The 15,628-nt window shown below is 38.8% G+C and carries 15 protein-coding genes; 3 read left to right on the forward strand and 12 right to left on the reverse strand.

The features are described 5' to 3' along the window. Both tnpC and BLV86_RS15775 read right to left on the reverse strand, forming a co-directional pair. A partial coding sequence (gene tnpC / locus BLV86_RS15770) for an IS66 family transposase (RefSeq protein WP_207647481.1) occupies positions 1 to 1,370 on the reverse strand: 1,370 nt, incomplete at its 3' end. A gap of 257 nt (positions 1,371 to 1,627) precedes the next feature. After that, positions 1,628 to 1,930, reverse strand: coding sequence for a hypothetical protein (locus BLV86_RS15775; RefSeq protein WP_090819440.1), 303 nt, complete (start codon positions 1,928 to 1,930; stop codon positions 1,628 to 1,630). 506 nt (positions 1,931 to 2,436) lie between these two features. On the opposite strand from BLV86_RS15775, the gene BLV86_RS15780 reads away from it, so the two are divergent. Further along, on the forward strand, positions 2,437 to 4,629 hold the full coding sequence (locus BLV86_RS15780; protein WP_090819442.1) for an EAL domain-containing protein: 2,193 nt from the start codon (positions 2,437 to 2,439) through the stop codon (positions 4,627 to 4,629). A 59-nt stretch (positions 4,630 to 4,688) separates the two neighbouring features. On the opposite strand, the gene BLV86_RS15785 is transcribed toward BLV86_RS15780, so the two are convergent. Continuing rightward, a complete protein-coding gene (locus BLV86_RS15785) occupies positions 4,689 to 5,783 on the reverse strand; it encodes a zinc ribbon domain-containing protein (RefSeq protein ID WP_090819444.1) in 1,095 nt (364 codons plus the stop codon). 170 nt (positions 5,784 to 5,953) lie between these two features. On the opposite strand from BLV86_RS15785, the gene BLV86_RS15790 reads away from it, so the two are divergent. Further along, positions 5,954 to 7,042: an FAD:protein FMN transferase gene (locus BLV86_RS15790; RefSeq protein ID WP_090819446.1), complete on the forward strand. Its 1,089-nt coding sequence runs from the start codon at positions 5,954 to 5,956 to the stop codon at positions 7,040 to 7,042. Between the two features lie 45 nt (positions 7,043 to 7,087). Beyond that, on the forward strand, positions 7,088 to 7,318 hold the full coding sequence (locus BLV86_RS15795; RefSeq protein WP_090819449.1) for a hypothetical protein: 231 nt from the start codon (positions 7,088 to 7,090) through the stop codon (positions 7,316 to 7,318). Between the two features lie 130 nt (positions 7,319 to 7,448). Here BLV86_RS15795 and BLV86_RS15800 read toward each other — a convergent pair whose 3' ends face one another. From BLV86_RS15800 to BLV86_RS15840, 9 genes are all read right to left on the reverse strand, one after another. Continuing rightward, a complete protein-coding gene (locus BLV86_RS15800) occupies positions 7,449 to 7,898 on the reverse strand; it encodes a single-stranded DNA-binding protein (protein WP_090819451.1) in 450 nt (149 codons plus the stop codon). A gap of 200 nt (positions 7,899 to 8,098) precedes the next feature. Continuing rightward, complete coding sequence (locus BLV86_RS15805) at positions 8,099 to 8,290, reverse strand: hypothetical protein (RefSeq protein WP_090819453.1); 192 nt, start codon at positions 8,288 to 8,290, stop codon at positions 8,099 to 8,101. A gap of 122 nt (positions 8,291 to 8,412) precedes the next feature. After that, the gene (locus tag BLV86_RS15810; RefSeq protein WP_139297948.1) at positions 8,413 to 9,252 is read right to left on the reverse strand and encodes a hypothetical protein; all 840 of its coding nucleotides are present in this window, start codon (positions 9,250 to 9,252) and stop codon (positions 8,413 to 8,415) included. Between the two features lie 62 nt (positions 9,253 to 9,314). Continuing rightward, a complete protein-coding gene (locus BLV86_RS15815; protein WP_090819457.1) occupies positions 9,315 to 11,051 on the reverse strand; it encodes a hypothetical protein in 1,737 nt (578 codons plus the stop codon). 143 nt (positions 11,052 to 11,194) lie between these two features. Beyond that, positions 11,195 to 11,959, reverse strand: a complete 765-nt coding sequence (locus BLV86_RS15820) for a transglutaminase domain-containing protein (protein WP_090819459.1) — start codon at positions 11,957 to 11,959, stop codon at positions 11,195 to 11,197. Positions 11,960 to 12,166: 207 nt separating this feature from the next. After that, positions 12,167 to 13,105, reverse strand: a complete 939-nt coding sequence (locus BLV86_RS15825; protein ID WP_090819461.1) for a nucleotidyl transferase AbiEii/AbiGii toxin family protein — start codon at positions 13,103 to 13,105, stop codon at positions 12,167 to 12,169. Further along, a complete protein-coding gene (locus BLV86_RS15830) occupies positions 13,092 to 13,859 on the reverse strand; it encodes a type IV toxin-antitoxin system AbiEi family antitoxin domain-containing protein (RefSeq protein WP_031555729.1) in 768 nt (255 codons plus the stop codon). The genes BLV86_RS15825 and BLV86_RS15830 overlap by 14 nt, the downstream gene beginning before the upstream one ends. A 235-nt stretch (positions 13,860 to 14,094) precedes the next feature. Beyond that, positions 14,095 to 14,370, reverse strand: coding sequence for a hypothetical protein (locus tag BLV86_RS15835; RefSeq protein WP_330386250.1), 276 nt, complete (start codon positions 14,368 to 14,370; stop codon positions 14,095 to 14,097). 463 nt (positions 14,371 to 14,833) lie between these two features. Then, a partial coding sequence (locus BLV86_RS15840) for a hypothetical protein (RefSeq protein WP_207647482.1) occupies positions 14,834 to 15,628 on the reverse strand: 795 nt, incomplete at its 5' end.

Consider the following 15,628-nt stretch of genomic DNA (forward strand, 5'->3'; position numbering starts at 1 on the left):
GCATTTTCAACGGTATCGTATACGTTCTTATTTTGAGTTCTGGCTGTCTCAATAATGGTAAGTGCATCACAAATATGTTGTCCTCCGGTATTGCTCCGGAGTACAACAGCTTGTTTTTGTTTCCGCTTAAATTTTCGCAATTCACGCTCACTTATGTTGTTCGTGGGATCAACTTCAGGATGTGAAAGAAAATATAGATGGCTGTCCTGGTAAGCGCGTAACCTCTTTTGGAGATTGTATCCATCCATATATTCTTTCCCAGGAGGATGCTCAGTGTATTCTTCTTCCGCTAATAAAAGTATCGATTCATACCGTTGAATAAGTGCATTTACTTTTTCTTTCGGAATACCGTTTTTGTTTTTCTTTTGTATGTGAATCATTTTTTGCAACAGAGCATGCATGTGCTTGTGCCATTTGAGGTGAGGCTCATTCTCCTGTGCACCAATAAGATACCGAAGCACATGAGCAATGCATTCCTGATGATTTGAACCATAGGAATAATAAGATTTATCGTGATCATGTACGAGGGTACCTTTGTAGTTTTCTACAGGTGTTTTGGTAAGACCATCATGTCCTTTATGTTCTAAATGCTGATAAAGTACATGCTTTTTGTCAGTACATAGAATGACAGCTTTTCTGGTCCCGTTTACGTTACTGACAGTAGCGTCAGAATATAAAACATTGGAATGAATGAGCAAGGAAAAAATCTTTGCTCGTTCAGGTTCTGTTGAGGTAGAGAATTCAGAAGAGAGGTTGCTGATCGTTCCGGCAGATAAATCCACAACACCTTTCGTCATATCAGATATGCATTGCTTTGTTTTTTGAATGGAAACGTTGTAGTAATTGTTAAGAAGGAATGCAAAAGCTTTGACAGAAGGACCATAGTTGACTTTGTTTGTCAATCCGGCAGGGAAAGGTGCGTGGATACGGCTTCCGGTCATACGGTTTCTGTATTCATCTGCAATGAAATCAGTGACGTTTACAATCACTTGTATATCTACTAATTGTTTGACTATCTGCTTACCGGTTGGGTAACAATCAGGATTATTGGAGATACTGTCCGGGACAGGTATATACACAGGTTCCTTTGTGGGTGTAAGTCTATCAGCTTCGTGTGCTTTATGGCCTGGTTGTCCACCGGGTTTTTTGCCGGTTGGTTTTCTGCTATTGGGAACTCTTTTTCTAAAAGGAAGAGCAGATGAAGGAAGAGAGGAATTCTCGAAGTTGGTATTGAGTTTCTTTTCGAGTCTTTTGTTTGTACCGTTGAGAAGCGCAACTTCTTTTTCAGCTATTTCAGCTCTTTTGAGATTGTATTCATTCTCAATGATAAGAGAAGAAACTCGTGATTGGAGTGATTCAACTTCATCCAAAAGTCTTCTGTTTGTGGATACAAGTGAATTGATTCTACTAATATGAAGTTTACGGGATTCGGAATGCTTTAATTCCAAAGTCTTTATCGTATTTTCAAGATGACGGATCCGTTTCTCAAGAGCTTCTTTTTCTTCATTAGGAAAAAGAACAGATGCCTGCTTCTGGAGTCTCTTGTTTTCAGCGCGAAGAGAAATGAGTTCACGGCGTTGTAGTGCATGAGCTTCCTGAAGAGTCATACTGTTCCTCCTGATAAGGGTTAAGCATTGATACGGTCGAGTTCTTTCTTAAGTGCATTAATCTGAAGTTTAAGCTGACGATTTTCGTCTTCCAGTTCCTGAATACGTTTATCCTTATCTATTTCAGGAGAAGAAGATTTTGGTTGTGATTTTGCACCTTTATTTCTACCATCGGTAGGAATGATTTCGCCGGTATTTGGATCGAGTTTACCTATCAATGTTCGCTTGGCACGGGAACATTTCTTCTCCTTATCGTAGTAGGATTTGGAGTCATAAACATAAGTGATGCCTGTTCTTTTGTCGAACTGTTTAATGATAGCCATTTAAAATACCTCCTATATGGTTATGCGTTTATTATATCACATAACCATATAAAGTGCAATAAAAAAATAGCGAAAACCCGCTATTTTACTGACTTTTTTGAAGATTATTGAATAGAAAATATGGTTACGAGATAGGCTATTTGGCTGGGCAGTGAACAGTAACTGAATAGTAACTTGAACCGGTACGGTGTACATTTTTTTGTTAGGGGTGTTTGAGATAATTGCCATATCAAAGGAGGTGGACATGGTAATGATGTGAACATCCAGAAGAAGAATATTATGGAGAAGATTTTTCTTCTTAAAAACGATATCACGAATAATTAAATCAGACTATTTAGAGCTAAAAAATAAGTATTTTTTTGAGACGCTCATTCGTATTTTGAGGTATATCGGACATTAATGACCAATTTTCAGTCTAACTATTTTTTGTGCGGCTAATCTTTTTCCAAAGCTGATTTTTAGGAACTATTAATGCTTTTAGGTATTTTTATTAATGAGGGAACATTATGGAAAAAGCCGAAATTCAAAGCAACTTAAAAAAACGGTTATTTAAATTCTGCGATAAGGTTAATGATATGTCATGTGTCATAGCAGTAAAGCGAGCCTTTATCTGCATAATGCCAATACTTATAGTATCTACTTTGACCGGAATCATACTTGAAACGCCAAATCCGGCATATCAGGCATGGCTGAATCATTTTCACAGTTTACGAAGAAATGAGATCTTAAGCCTGCTAAGTGACATAAAGAGTGGATCTCGCCTTCTGCAGGGTGTGATCTTCTGTGCTGCTATTTCACATTATTATATGGTTGAGCTAAAGCCAAGGTTATCGACAGCCCAGTGGGTAGTTTGTCCTGTGGCATTGGTAGCTTACGGCACATTTTTAAGCTCTGAGATTATTAATGATGTTTCATTACTGGGATACAGCAATAAACTGATAGCAATGCTGGTAGGTCTTTATGTAACAAAGGCATTTGTTTTTGTTTTAGAACATATTTCAGGATACTGGTCTTCCAAGAAAGTCATTAATATAGATCCCCTCTGGAACGGTGTAATTGAGTATGGACCGCCTTCTATTATTGCAGGTTTCTCTGCCGCAGTATGGAATAGATTAATGGTATCGCTATTTCATGCATCGCCTTCTCAGATAATCCAGAATATATGCTCTTCAGGATATGATTTTTTACCGTTTGGAAGACATGTAATGGCGGTGATTTATTTTTTGGAAAATGCTTTATTTACATTCATAGGTCTGGATGTGAGGTATTTGACAACCTATGTAAATAAACGATTCTTTTATTTACATGAAAATGAATTCATAACGGAACCATTGCTGCAGCTCTGCAGGGGTATGGGTGGGTATGGTCTGGCTATTCCGCTGTTTTTTGCGGTAATATTGGTTTCCAATTCCTACAGAAGACGATGGGTTGCAAAAATATCAGTGCCGTTTATTATATCTAATTTCCCGGAAGTAATTCTTTATGGAATCCCTGTTATATTTAATCCGATATTTGTGTTTCCGATGATACTTCTTCCAATACTGAACCTTGAAATATTTATTATTGCTCATAAATTAGGCATCGTACCTATTGCAACGATGACACCGCTCGCAATTTCTCCTTTCCCCATATATGCCTTTGTTATGACTCACTCAGTCGCTATGTCATGGGTAGCAATCTTCGCAGCATTTATAGATACTATCATTCTAATGCCATTTGTTAAACTGATGGATGAATATGATCTGTATGTCTTTGCCAAGGAGATTAATAATCTGGAGAAGGCTTATAAGAAATGTGAAGCTGAAGAGAGGGTATCTGATGAAAATCTGCTATCTGCATCTCTTTTAAGGACAATGGACACATTAAGCGATATCTTTCGTCGTGTCCTAAAGAGGAATGTACCAAAACGATTTGGTGATATATTTTTTGAGTATCAGCCTCAGATGAATAGGGATTCAAAGTTTGTCGGGGCAGAGGTGCTGATACGATGGAATCCACTTAGCAAAGTATCAAATGAAAAGGATACTATTTACCCACCTTTGATCATTTATCTTGCATACCGGATAGGGATGCTTAAAGATATCGACCACATCATTATCGATAATGCAGTTGCTGAGCTTATGTACCTAAAAGAGAATGGTCATGGGCAGGTTAAACTCGATATTAACTTGTCGATAAGCAGCATAACTCCTGCTCTTTGCGAGTATATAAACGACAGAATGAGTGTGGCCGGTATAGACAGGAACAGGCTTTGGATAACGATCACCCAGAATGATAATATACCTGTTAAAGCTACACCCGAGAATATGGAATGTATGCTTAACCTTAAAAATAGCGGATATATCGTGGGTGTTGATGGCTTTGATGCCGGTGCGATAGCGTTTAATTATCTAAGAGAAGGTTTCTTTAATTCCATAACAATCGGTCAGAAGATAACAAAAGAGCTGTCTTTAAAGGGACTGAAAGCGAATAAGTATATCGTGAACATGCTCATAGATTATGGGCAGGAGAATGACACCTATATCACGGCTAATTTTCTTGAGGATGATTCCTACATGGTTAAATTAGCCGGCATGGGAGTAGATTTCTTCCAAGGGGAAGTACTGATGCCTCCGTTACCAGTGGTTAAATTCAATGAGTTTATGGAACATGAAGATGAAAAGGGATTATTAGCCTTTTTTAAGGACGAAGTTATTTAAAAAACAGCCCGGAATACAACCTTAAAATCAAGGTATTTCGGGCTGTGTGTTTTATATTATTACGGTCTCGCCGCACCGCACCCGGCGCAGAACCTTCCTTCATTTTCAGTATTGCAATTAGGACACTTCCACTTTCCGGACGGTTTTGGACTGCCGCAGTTCACACAGAACTTCCCTGTGTTTTCTTGATTACAGCTGCACCTCCATGCTCCGGGTGTTTTTATCTTCATCCCCTGATTCGTGGTGCCCATAATACCGGACATCGTAGTATTCGTGTCATTTCCTATTTTTGTTTTATCAAGGCATTTTCCGGTATCGATACATTCCTTTATTAGATCACGTATCTTTCCTATGGTTTTTTGTTGTTGATTCCAACAGGATCCGCAATCAAGTCTCCTGTTCACCATGACACCACCGTCTAAAAACGTGAATGTGATATGGGAACTGGAAGAATAATCAGTCATCTGGAAGGGATTTGGTATCGGTTTAACCTGAGCCATTTCTGCTACGTGGCTTTCTTTTACATACTTCCGTAGTTTTTCTGAAGCCTCACTTCCGGCAAGATGCTTCTCATAGGTTTCCTTACCGTATCTTCGGTCAGATATCTCTATAAGTACTGTTCCATCCTCCTGCCATCTGACAACCTCCCTACCGGATGTATCGCTACCCATGGACATACCATGACTTGAATAATCTGAACAAATCTCAACTACCGGGCCATGTTCCTCAGGCTGTAGATCCGATAATTTAGGCTGGTTTGCTGGATTCATTCCGGGAAACATTCCAAACAATGCATTTCCTTTTTTGTTTTGGTATCTTTTATTCGATTCCTCTGTCAGTACAAAGCTTTCAACTGCAAATTCTGCCTTTATGCCCATCTTTTCATATGCAGCTTTAAAAAATGAATTAAGAAGATCTTCCTTTTTGGATGAAATGATATCATTACTAGGCCATGAGGCGAGACTCTCCTCTGTGATATGCCCGATATTAGACCTTATAGCCTTAGTAAGATCATCCTCAGTTTTATAAAGCGAGGTGTCATATTCCGAGACATATGCTTTTCCTCTTAGTCTTGCCTCAAAATTTTCATTCAAAGAAGGCTCTTTAAATCTAAATGGTTCTGGTGTGCCAAAATTTATAATAATTGCTGCCATTCGTTTGCTCCTATAATTAACGCATCCGTTGTCGCGAACAACAAACTGATCATGTGATGAATTTTCTTATCGTCATCTAACATTATAATACTTATGTTGCCGTCTTTTATATAAAGATTGAATTTTGACGATTAATACTAATAAGCGTTTTTTTGAAGAGGACAATAATTATGAAAAAGTTATCTTTCGCGTTAAGTGTTTTGCTTCTTATATTTTCAACATCATGCAGTAAGGTTTCTTCTCAGGCTACGGAGAGCAAAGCAACTGAAGCAGCTATTACTGAGGAGCAAACAACCGAAATACCGGAAACAGAAGAAACTAAGGAAATAAAGGAAACGGTGGAAAAAACTGAAGAAACTGAGACGGAATCTGCGAATGTTTCGCCCTTATCTGAATCAATAGAAATCACCGTGCAGGATGGAACGGCAACTGCTGGTTTTAATTCTCTTTATACAGTTATAAGTTTAAGCTTTTATGGATCCGATGCAGAAAATGCTTTAAAGGATACAGCAGACCTGATTGGCATAATGAGTTATACATTAAATACTGTGGGGACAGAGGATGATCATGATCATCTTAGAATTCCGGACAAAGAGTATTCAGGGGTTCTAAAGGACTTGGTGGATATAGCGAATAAGTATTCATCTGAAACTAACAATTACTTTAATTTGAAAATACAGGATGAAAACGGTGTTGATTCGCTAAACGTCCGGGATATTTATAAAGGATATACGGCAAATAAAATCACTGATGAGCTTTCTGACAGATCAAAGGAAGAATTATCAGGAGCATTAATATCTCTTGGCGGAAATGCCACAATGATTGGAACAAAGTCAAATGGTAAGCCCTGGAAAATTGGAATACAGGATCCAAACGGTGAACCGGGCAGTTATATAGCAGTTATTTCTGTGGATGAAAAGCTTATGGATACATTTAACGGAGCATCTATTACCGTTGCTTCAAAAGGCACGTATTCTTTGTCTAATGGAAACAGCAGAGTCATTGAACCGAAGACCGGACAGATTGCAGACTCGGGAATCGTAGCGTCAACCGTTATTTCAGATGATGCAGCTTTAGCCGATGCGTTTGGTTCAGCAGTTGTTGTGATGGGTTACGATAAAGCTGTGGAGTTCTGGAAAGAAAGTAATGAGAATTTCGAAATGGTTCTTGTAGATGAAAACAAAAATATCTATGTAACAGAAGGAATGAAGGATAATCTTAAGTCGGATGGTAAATTAGAAATTATTAGAAAAGAATAGACTTATGAGTTTCTATGATTGATACTGTATATCAGGAGTTTTTTAATGAATGAAACAACAGGAGTAAAGAAAATAAAGGCTAATTGTCCATGTTGTCTGGCCGACTGTGATGATATCGTATACCAAAACTCCGGTCCCATTGTAAGGATATACTGCTCTAAATGCGGCCTTGTATATAATGATATGGATGCTTTAAAGAATGGGTTTACGGATGTTGTGGATTATTGGAATCATATAGGCATATACATGCCTCAAGAGCGTAATACGTTTTTTTGAGATTATTTCTTTAGAAGACTGTTCTGCTTTCTCGGACACATACACGAAATGATTGCAGATATCCTCAATTATTATACGTATAAAAATAAAGCCGACCTCTCGGTCAGCTTTATTTGAACACAAACTTGATTTAATTAAACGGAAGACCATCGTCTTCTACCCCATCCGGTATACTCATAAAACCATCATTTGATGATGTGTTCTGTGAGTAACTTTGGGCTGAAGACCCAACATTTCCGGCTGAAGCCTTACTCTCGGCAAATTCCTGGTTTTCCACTACAATGTCTGTAGTGTAAACTTTTTGGCCATCTTTGTTGGTATAGGATCCGGTTTGAATCCTACCCTCAATGGCAATTTTTGTTCCTTGGTGTAAGTACTTTTCAGCAAACTCTGCAGACTTACCGAACGCAACGCAGCCGATAAAGTCAGCTGTTTGCTGGTCCTGGGCACCGCCTTCGGTTCTTCTCATTCTGCGATCTACAGCTAATGTATACCTTGCAATTGCCATAGAGTTTTCACCCTGTGAGTACCTTACATCGGGATCTTTGGTTAATCTTCCCATCAATAAAACCTTATTCATTCTGTCCTCTCTTTCCGGTGGACGAACCACCAAATGACTTATTTTATTTTCAAGTTAATTATGGAAGCACATTTTTCATATAGCAGTTAAACAATAGCATTATTATCGATGTTATGCTTGTTTTTTCTTTTATTTATAGAATTTTTTTTGAAAAAAGGCTGCCAGACCAAATTGATCTGACAGCTTCTTGAGACAGCTGCTTAAGCGACAAGCTTGGTATCTTTTGTCACACCTATGCCTCTATCTGTTACCCTATTTCGCGGAGGTTGTGGCCTTCCGAATGTGTCGCAGAACTCATCAACAAGTCCTGGCAACATATATACAAGTACTAGAAAATCCGCTCCGGCAAAAATAAAAGGTAACAAAAAAGCAACAAGCTGAAAATAAGCCATAACGACTCTCCTCCTGGCATTTAAAGCCAAAAAAATGAGTCATCTGTCTTGCTCCAGATGACTCGTACCAACCTTACTATTTAATTATGAGAGGGGATATTTAATATAATCTGCATTCTGCTTCAATCTCGTTTATTTCCAACCTTAAATTTTCCATCTTTTTGCATATCATTCCAAGCCTGCCGTCTGTTTTCCGCTGTCCTTGCTGTATTTTCATCATAGCCAAAGGTATGATTTGTGACGTTAGATTCAAGGAACCGTTTATGCTCGGCTTCCATTTCTCTCTGCATTTCCTTTTCGGCTTCTTCTTTATCAAGCTGTCTCTGTAGATCCATCTTGTAGGATGCCATCATCTTTCTTGACTCTTCAAGGATTTTCTCTACACTGTATGATTCATCCTGTACGAACTGAAGTCCGCCCGGCTCGATGAGCATACGTATCTGTCTCGGCTGTTCCTCTGCGGGATCCGCAGGTGTAAGGAACCACATTATAGGGGATGACATTACAAAACCATATCGTCCATCAAGAGTTAATGGAAGTATTGTGAGCTGCAGCATAGGGTAATCATCGATATTTTCCCTGTATTCTGCACTTTCCTTTCCGTAACTCTCTAAAATCTGCCAGATTCTGTTCATGTCTGGGAATCTGTTATTTTCAAAGGTGAGCACCAGCTGTGAGTACTGGCCGCCGCCTTCTATTGTTATCTCCGGATAAAGGGTTATGATTCTCGATAACTCTCTGTCCTCTGTGCCAACATTTGGTGAAACATAAATCTCTCGTATCTCCAGTAATGTTGTATTTCTCCCCTTTGAGTCCTTTGCAGAAAGAGCCTTAAAGGCATCTACAGGGTTAACAAGACCTATTTCTCTGAGATTTTCGAGGGCCTGCTCATGGAGCTCTCTTACGTCTTTATCAGTATAATCCAGTATGGATTGCATGTTGCTTCGTGATGCACGTTCCAATTCTTCTTCCTCCGTAGTTTTCTTTTATTTAATTATGGGAGAAATTGTCTGCTTATTAGTATTTATGCTCCGATTTCTACATCTTCTTCTTCGATGTCATCTTTTCCATCTGGTATGGTTTTTGTTTTTTCATCTAATTCATTTTCAAAATTGAACATCTGCTCCAAATCATCATCACCGAATACCTGCTCTCCGCAATCTTCCAGTGGCGTAAATGCAGAAATATCTTCTCCGCCGAAGTTTGCGATTACGCTGAAATTGCTGCTTTCGTTTCCGGCCTCATGGGTATTATCCGGAGTGTTATCTATAGGTTCGGGGGTTACTGAATCACCAACATCAGGATCCTGCTTTCCGATAGAATCATCATTAGGTGTTTCAGGAGAAATATCAGGTTCAACGTCGGTTTTTTCTTTATCATCCTTGCCAGTTGAAACATCGGGGTTAGTCTTTACAGGTTCGTCTGTTTTTGTGGGATCTAGTGCGCTCCTACTCTTTTCAGCTTCAAGTTCTTTTACTGTATTTGTAACGAGATCCTTGAAAGTCTTTGAATCCTCTTCCTTTTCAGACCCTTTATCGTGATATTTATTTATATCCTTGTCGATTTCAGCTTTAATTGCTTTATATATGGGCTCTGCTTCTGACAGAATTCCCTCTTTTCCGGCAAATTCCTTGATATCTTTTCCGTTAACCGTGAATGTTATGTGACCGTCTTTTAGACACCCATTTATTGTGCTCCCATAGAAAATAGTTGTTTTGGATGGGTTCTCTTTGCTTAACAGGAATTTTATATCCCCCACCAAATCTCTGATAGAATTCTTTCCGGGATATATACCTGATGCCGTTCTTGATTTCTGGCTGTCCTTATCATAGTCATTTATGTAATGGGATGTGAGTTTTTCAAGCTCATTAACAAGTTTTTCCGTTTTTTCGTTGCTTATATGCTCAATATTTCCGTCACCACGGTATTCAAATGAGCAGTCACCCAGTTTTTCGTCAATTATTTTTATACAGAGGGCTCCTTGTTTGGTTGGTGCCAATTCCTGGTTTGCTTGCCTTCCTGAAATATTTACAGTAAGCCCTGTATAGTCCTTTATGTATGCTTCATATTCCGCCTTGAATTTTGCAAAATCCTCTTTGCTCTTTTCATCACTCCATGACATGGAACCGAGGTAGAGCCGGTCAAGTCTTGTCTTGTCGCTTTTTCCAAGTGCATCTTCTGCTTCTTTTTCCTGTTTTGGAGGCTCCTGATTAGGAGACTCTTGTTTAGATGGTTCCTGGCCTTTGCCATTGTTTACATTTTCGGGGGAATCTTTTCCAAGGCCTCTCCGCTTAAGTTCTTCCCTTATGGCATTTTTATCAAGCTCAGAGATCTCACGCTCAAGTTTCTGCTGACGTTCTGCCTTTTCTTCATCTTTTCTTGTATTATCAATAACTTTGCTTACCCCGTCTTTTCCAATGGCCACACGGAGAAGCGTTGCCTTTGCGATCTCACACAGTTCATTAAGCTTTACAATTACCCAGTTTATGAGTTTTTTGAATGCTTCCATAGGGAGAGACGGTTTCTTCTGGTCTACAACAGGCGGCTTTTCTTTGCTTGCTACGTAGTCCTTCTCATTTTTCTCATAAGCATCAAGGAGTTCCTTATCAGTCATCCTTTCAGCACGCAGTACAGAATCTGCCTTTTTGTTATTGAGATACTCTGCATCGTAATCCTTTTTGTTTGAATAATTATCTTTTTTGTTATCATTTAGTTTCTGCCATTTATTGGCATTTTCGAAATCTTCATGTGTCTTTGCCATATTAACCTCGCAATCTATACAAGCATGTACTGTCTAAGGTAATTATGGGAAGGGATTTTCCTTATTTAGTATTTTTTCGGGATTTTTTGTAAAAAAAGACCGGCTTTTTTGCCGGCCATAAAAGGTATTCAAGATATTTTGGCTTAACCCATACATGACAGGGAATCCTTATGAGGTGATATCCCTGAAATAGCAATGTATTCCTGAAGTGGTATAAGCATATATTCTTTATTGTTTTTCGCATCATCATTTGTCACATCTACTGCCAGATCTTGTCCGTCTATTGTGACAATATTGAAGGTATGGAGTCCTCCGTTTTGTGTAGTTCCGGATTGGGCTCTGACTTTCAACCCGCAGTTTAGTCCCAAGATATAGTAAGCTGCCGTGTATCCGGTGCATTCGGTGTATCCTGTTTTGAAACCCTGTATGGCACTGTTTATACTACCTTCAGTGTCATACTGAAACCGGTCTGCAATAAAGTCATGAATGAAGGTTGCTTTTTCTGTATCCGACATCCCTTGAGTCATGGTTTTTACTATGCCGATATGTGCAACCAGAAGATCCAGATCCTTTTCACGTTCTTTATAATATGCGTAGTCGTAGACATTATCTTTACTGAGATACATCGTAAAATCTGTTTCGGTTCTTCCGCTAACAGTCTGCTTCTTAGTGTTGACGAGAGAAGTCATGGTGCAAAAATCAAAATTACTTCTTGTGAAATGCCCCACGGTCCTTTTGTCGGTACCTGTATTTATGCCAAGTTCTAGCTCAAGCTGCCTTATACCCATTTCTTTTATGTTTTGGTCCGGCTCATTCTGATAAATTGTTTCAAAGTCTTCCCTGGTGTATGCCTGTGACGGCATTACGAATAGCATTGCTATAATTGCTGTGATTAATATTTTTCTCATAAGCTTAGAGTCCTTTCTCTAGTAATCACCATAATTATGGTAGGACTTTTGACTCTATGTGTGGCTGCTGATAGAAAAAATATAATTGATGCGTATTTAAATTTTTATTGCAATTAATCCCCCACCTGTACATTAGAGGAGGGGGATTAATTACTCACGGTGCTACAAAAACGTCACTTTTTATTGTTTTTTCTTCTACCGTATTTCTTATTTACACTTCCATAATGCCATCGGATGCTTACGTATACGCTCAACGATCTCGGTGTCATCAAAGAGCAGTTCAGGCTTGTATTCCTTCGCTATGAAGGAGTTAATGTAATCCATTTCTGATTCTGTCGGGTTCATGAGATGTTTTATGTAATCCTTAGCCTGTTGCTTCTTACCGTCAAGATCAAACTTATCTCTTACTGCTAAAACTGGGAAAAGATCAGATTTTATTTTTGAGAAGGTAAGACTATCTATGGCAGATGTATCAAAGTTTTTGTTCACTTCCTTTGCAGAAATCGTCGCATAGAATATGATACATTTTCTAAACAGATCTTCTTCGTCAGAGAATAACTTCATGTCAGCCATAGTACAGAAGTCATATAAATCTCTGGCGGCAGCCCTGCTTATCAAGGCATTTGTCTTTGCTGCAAAGATTTCCATGGCCGCAACCGTTCTTATCTTTAGTGGATTTCCGAAAGCAGCTGTCACAATAGCTCTATCTTCTTCAGGAAGCACGTGAGTTCTCAATGAATAGTTGATCTCTATCTTGATCATATCCTTATTTCCGGCTGCATTCACATAATTATAGTGGAATGCATCCAGGCTATGACTGAATCTTGAAGCATCGGAAAGAGAATATCCTTGCTCAGACATATACCCCTTTATAAGCGTAGATAATTTCTCTCTTTCGCTTATAGTATCTTCTCTATTTAGATTCGGTACAAAATCCAGATCTATATCAACAGATAAACGTGGAAGATTGAAAACGGTAAGATTGATCGCAGTCCCCCCTTTAAGCAGGAGGTGTTCACGCATATATTCATGCGTGTTCAAAAACTCAAGAATCTTTCTTAATCGAAGAACCTTCTCAAATGTGTCTCTGTTGAAACCATATTCTCTCGCCCTGGTGTCAAGCTCTCTTCTGTTAAACTGCGGCATCTTCTATATCTCCGTTCTTGATGTTCTTAATATTTCTTGGATATACCAGTTTCCATTCAGAGGAATAAGTAGGTGAACTAATACCATTTGTCAGATATCGTTTTGAATTTCCTATCTTATCTTTGCATAGGTTAATGAAAGCATCGCTTATTCCAAGTTCCGATTGGTATTCGCTAAAAATAAATCCGATTTTCTGATATAGAAAGGCACTGTCATACTGAATCATATAATCTGACATTTTCTCCTCATCAATATTGGCCACGGATATTACACATGAAAGAACCTCTTCCAGTCCGGCGATGAGATTCATATCCTTTATGGAATCTATTATTGTTCGCTCCTTATCTGTAACCCTCACGCCGCCGCCAAACTCAGGAGAAACTATACCGTCCTTCATTTGACCTTTGACATAATGGTATGTGTACCCATCAAACTCAAAATCATGAAAACGAGTCTCAGAGCCGACATAAACCTCATAGAAAACCTGATCTACAGATCCGTAATACTCAAAGGCTGTATGATGGGATACATATGAAGAGGGCGTGATAGCACTGGCAACCTGATACCTGTTCGCCACTGGTCCGCCATTTTCCCCACTCACGCACGTATATAATCCATTTCGGATTTTTAATACCATATTTTCCTTTAGAAGTTTTTCCAATGCCACTCTTGCTGTCCGTTCGCTGGAATATAGAGCATTAACTTCTTTCATGGAAAAAACCGGATATTGCAACAGTTCATAATACAAGTTCATAATTTACCTCGACAAGTTAATAATTTGTCGGAATTTACTTTAAAAAATGTAATAATTGTACCTATACTTAACTGTATTATTTATATCAGACTATGTCAAGTTGAGTATATGTATTATTTTAACATTATATATGTTATATACATACATAATCTAAACCTAAATACCGTCTCATAAAGGTCTTCGTACGTTTGAGGTAAAATATGGATTCTCATATTGTTAGGGAAAATTATTATTTTTACTTTTTAGACTTATTGATCTCATCGTAATAAGTCTTATACCTGTACGCTGTCCTACGGCTGCATAAACCGGTATCTACAATCTCCATTATGGTCTTTCCACTTTCATACTGAACAACGAAGTCGTTATAGCCCTGCATCCACTGTTCGTCATGTTTCTTTCTTCCGCCGATTTTTCTATTTTTGTAGTATTCAAGTTCTTCTTTGAGCTTAGCATTCTCCTCTTCCAGCTCTTTGATTCTTTTTAAAGCATCTTCAATTGTCATTTTTTTCATGATTTATCGCTCCTCTCTGTGTCATATATACTCTGGCATTAGAATAGCACTGACTGAATTTTGTGTCAATATAATCATGACATATTGTGCCTAAAATATATTGGCAATATAAAAAGCCCGTACATAACGTTCTGTACAGGCTTCTACGGACCATCCGCACCCAGCGCTTACGCTTTCTTTCAAAGGTTCTCTTCCAATGTCCGATTGAACTTGTCGGAGCAGAAAGAAGTATAGTGCTGCTATTAGTGCGTGATCGCTCAGTTACAAGATGCAACGTTTAAAATAACATTATGTACTCTCTAAGGAAAAATAATACTTTCCCAAAAAGGTAAGACATACACCCCAACCTGTTAATGCTTCTCAACAGTTACCTGCCTTAGCTTTAGAGTGGATCGGGTGCGTTTTATGATGGACTCAAGCAATGATAAGTGCTTTTTTTATAACTATGGCCAGAACCTCTATGTTAGCAGAGCTGACCTACAACAAGAAAGGCAAGTGCCCTCCTATGTGTTTTGTGAGATCTCCTTGTCTCATTTGTTTTTACAGTAGCATTTACCATGTATACCTTTACCTTAGTTGCCTTCACACTATTTATTCTTGTACTGGATTTGACTTCCTGTAACAGAGTTGTACCCTTCTTTACATAGAAAGATGGAGCATTAATAAGCAATGCTATAAGGACAAGGATACAAGCAAGTAACATATACAAATCGTCTGATTCACCTGTTTTGGGTGTAGATCTATGCTCTGTAGCGATTATTACAGGTTGCTGTACTTCGATAGCCTGTGGCTCAGGGATTACCTCTTCAACTACAACAACTGGTGTTTCCAGATTATTGATGTAATCCATCTCACTGTTGTCATAAGTTGTGATTCCTCCATCGTGTGTTGTGTGACTAATCGTCGGAACCTCCTTTACATCTTCTGTCTCAGCGACAGTTTCTGGTTCAGGTATGGTCTCCGGCTGAGTCTCAGCTACTGTTTCCGGCGCTGTCTCCTCCTGAGTGGTTTCCTCTTGAGTTTCCTCTTGAGTCTCAGGTTGAGTTTCAGCTTCTGTTTCCTGTTCGGTTGGTGCCTCTGTCTTTCTTTCCGGTCTGCTGAATCTGATCGATTCAATGTGACCTGTCTTGTCAGAAAGCTCAAACTGCTCAGCTTTATCATCTACATTGGATTTAACTTCCTCTGGTTCAGAGCCCACTGCAGTATTTGTGTCTTCGGAAATATCCTCGGACTTGTCTTCTGACTCGGAGTTAGTGTC

The sequence above is a fragment of the Oribacterium sp. KHPX15 genome (assembly GCF_900107835.1).
GTDB lineage: Bacteria > Bacillota > Clostridia > Lachnospirales > Lachnospiraceae > Oribacterium.

What these genes read in the sequence shown, in the direction of transcription:
- BLV86_RS15835 (WP_330386250.1), bottom strand. Translation starts at nt 14,370, where the DNA reads ATGAAAAAAATGACAATTGAAGATGCTTTAAAAAGAATCAAAGAGCTG.
- BLV86_RS15780 (WP_090819442.1), top strand. Translation starts at nt 2,437, where the DNA reads ATGGAAAAAGCCGAAATTCAAAGCAACTTAAAAAAACGGTTATTTAAA.
- BLV86_RS15805 (WP_090819453.1), bottom strand. Translation starts at nt 8,290, where the DNA reads ATGGCTTATTTTCAGCTTGTTGCTTTTTTGTTACCTTTTATTTTTGCC.
- BLV86_RS15825 (WP_090819461.1), bottom strand. Translation starts at nt 13,105, where the DNA reads ATGCCGCAGTTTAACAGAAGAGAGCTTGACACCAGGGCGAGAGAATAT.
- BLV86_RS15775 (WP_090819440.1), bottom strand. Translation starts at nt 1,930, where the DNA reads ATGGCTATCATTAAACAGTTCGACAAAAGAACAGGCATCACTTATGTT.
- BLV86_RS15790 (WP_090819446.1), top strand. Translation starts at nt 5,954, where the DNA reads ATGAAAAAGTTATCTTTCGCGTTAAGTGTTTTGCTTCTTATATTTTCA.
- BLV86_RS15785 (WP_090819444.1), bottom strand. Translation starts at nt 5,783, where the DNA reads ATGGCAGCAATTATTATAAATTTTGGCACACCAGAACCATTTAGATTT.
- BLV86_RS15800 (WP_090819451.1), bottom strand. Translation starts at nt 7,898, where the DNA reads ATGAATAAGGTTTTATTGATGGGAAGATTAACCAAAGATCCCGATGTA.
- BLV86_RS15795 (WP_090819449.1), top strand. Translation starts at nt 7,088, where the DNA reads ATGAATGAAACAACAGGAGTAAAGAAAATAAAGGCTAATTGTCCATGT.
- BLV86_RS15820 (WP_090819459.1), bottom strand. Translation starts at nt 11,959, where the DNA reads ATGAGAAAAATATTAATCACAGCAATTATAGCAATGCTATTCGTAATG.
- BLV86_RS15815 (WP_090819457.1), bottom strand. Translation starts at nt 11,051, where the DNA reads ATGGCAAAGACACATGAAGATTTCGAAAATGCCAATAAATGGCAGAAA.
- BLV86_RS15830 (WP_031555729.1), bottom strand. Translation starts at nt 13,859, where the DNA reads ATGAACTTGTATTATGAACTGTTGCAATATCCGGTTTTTTCCATGAAA.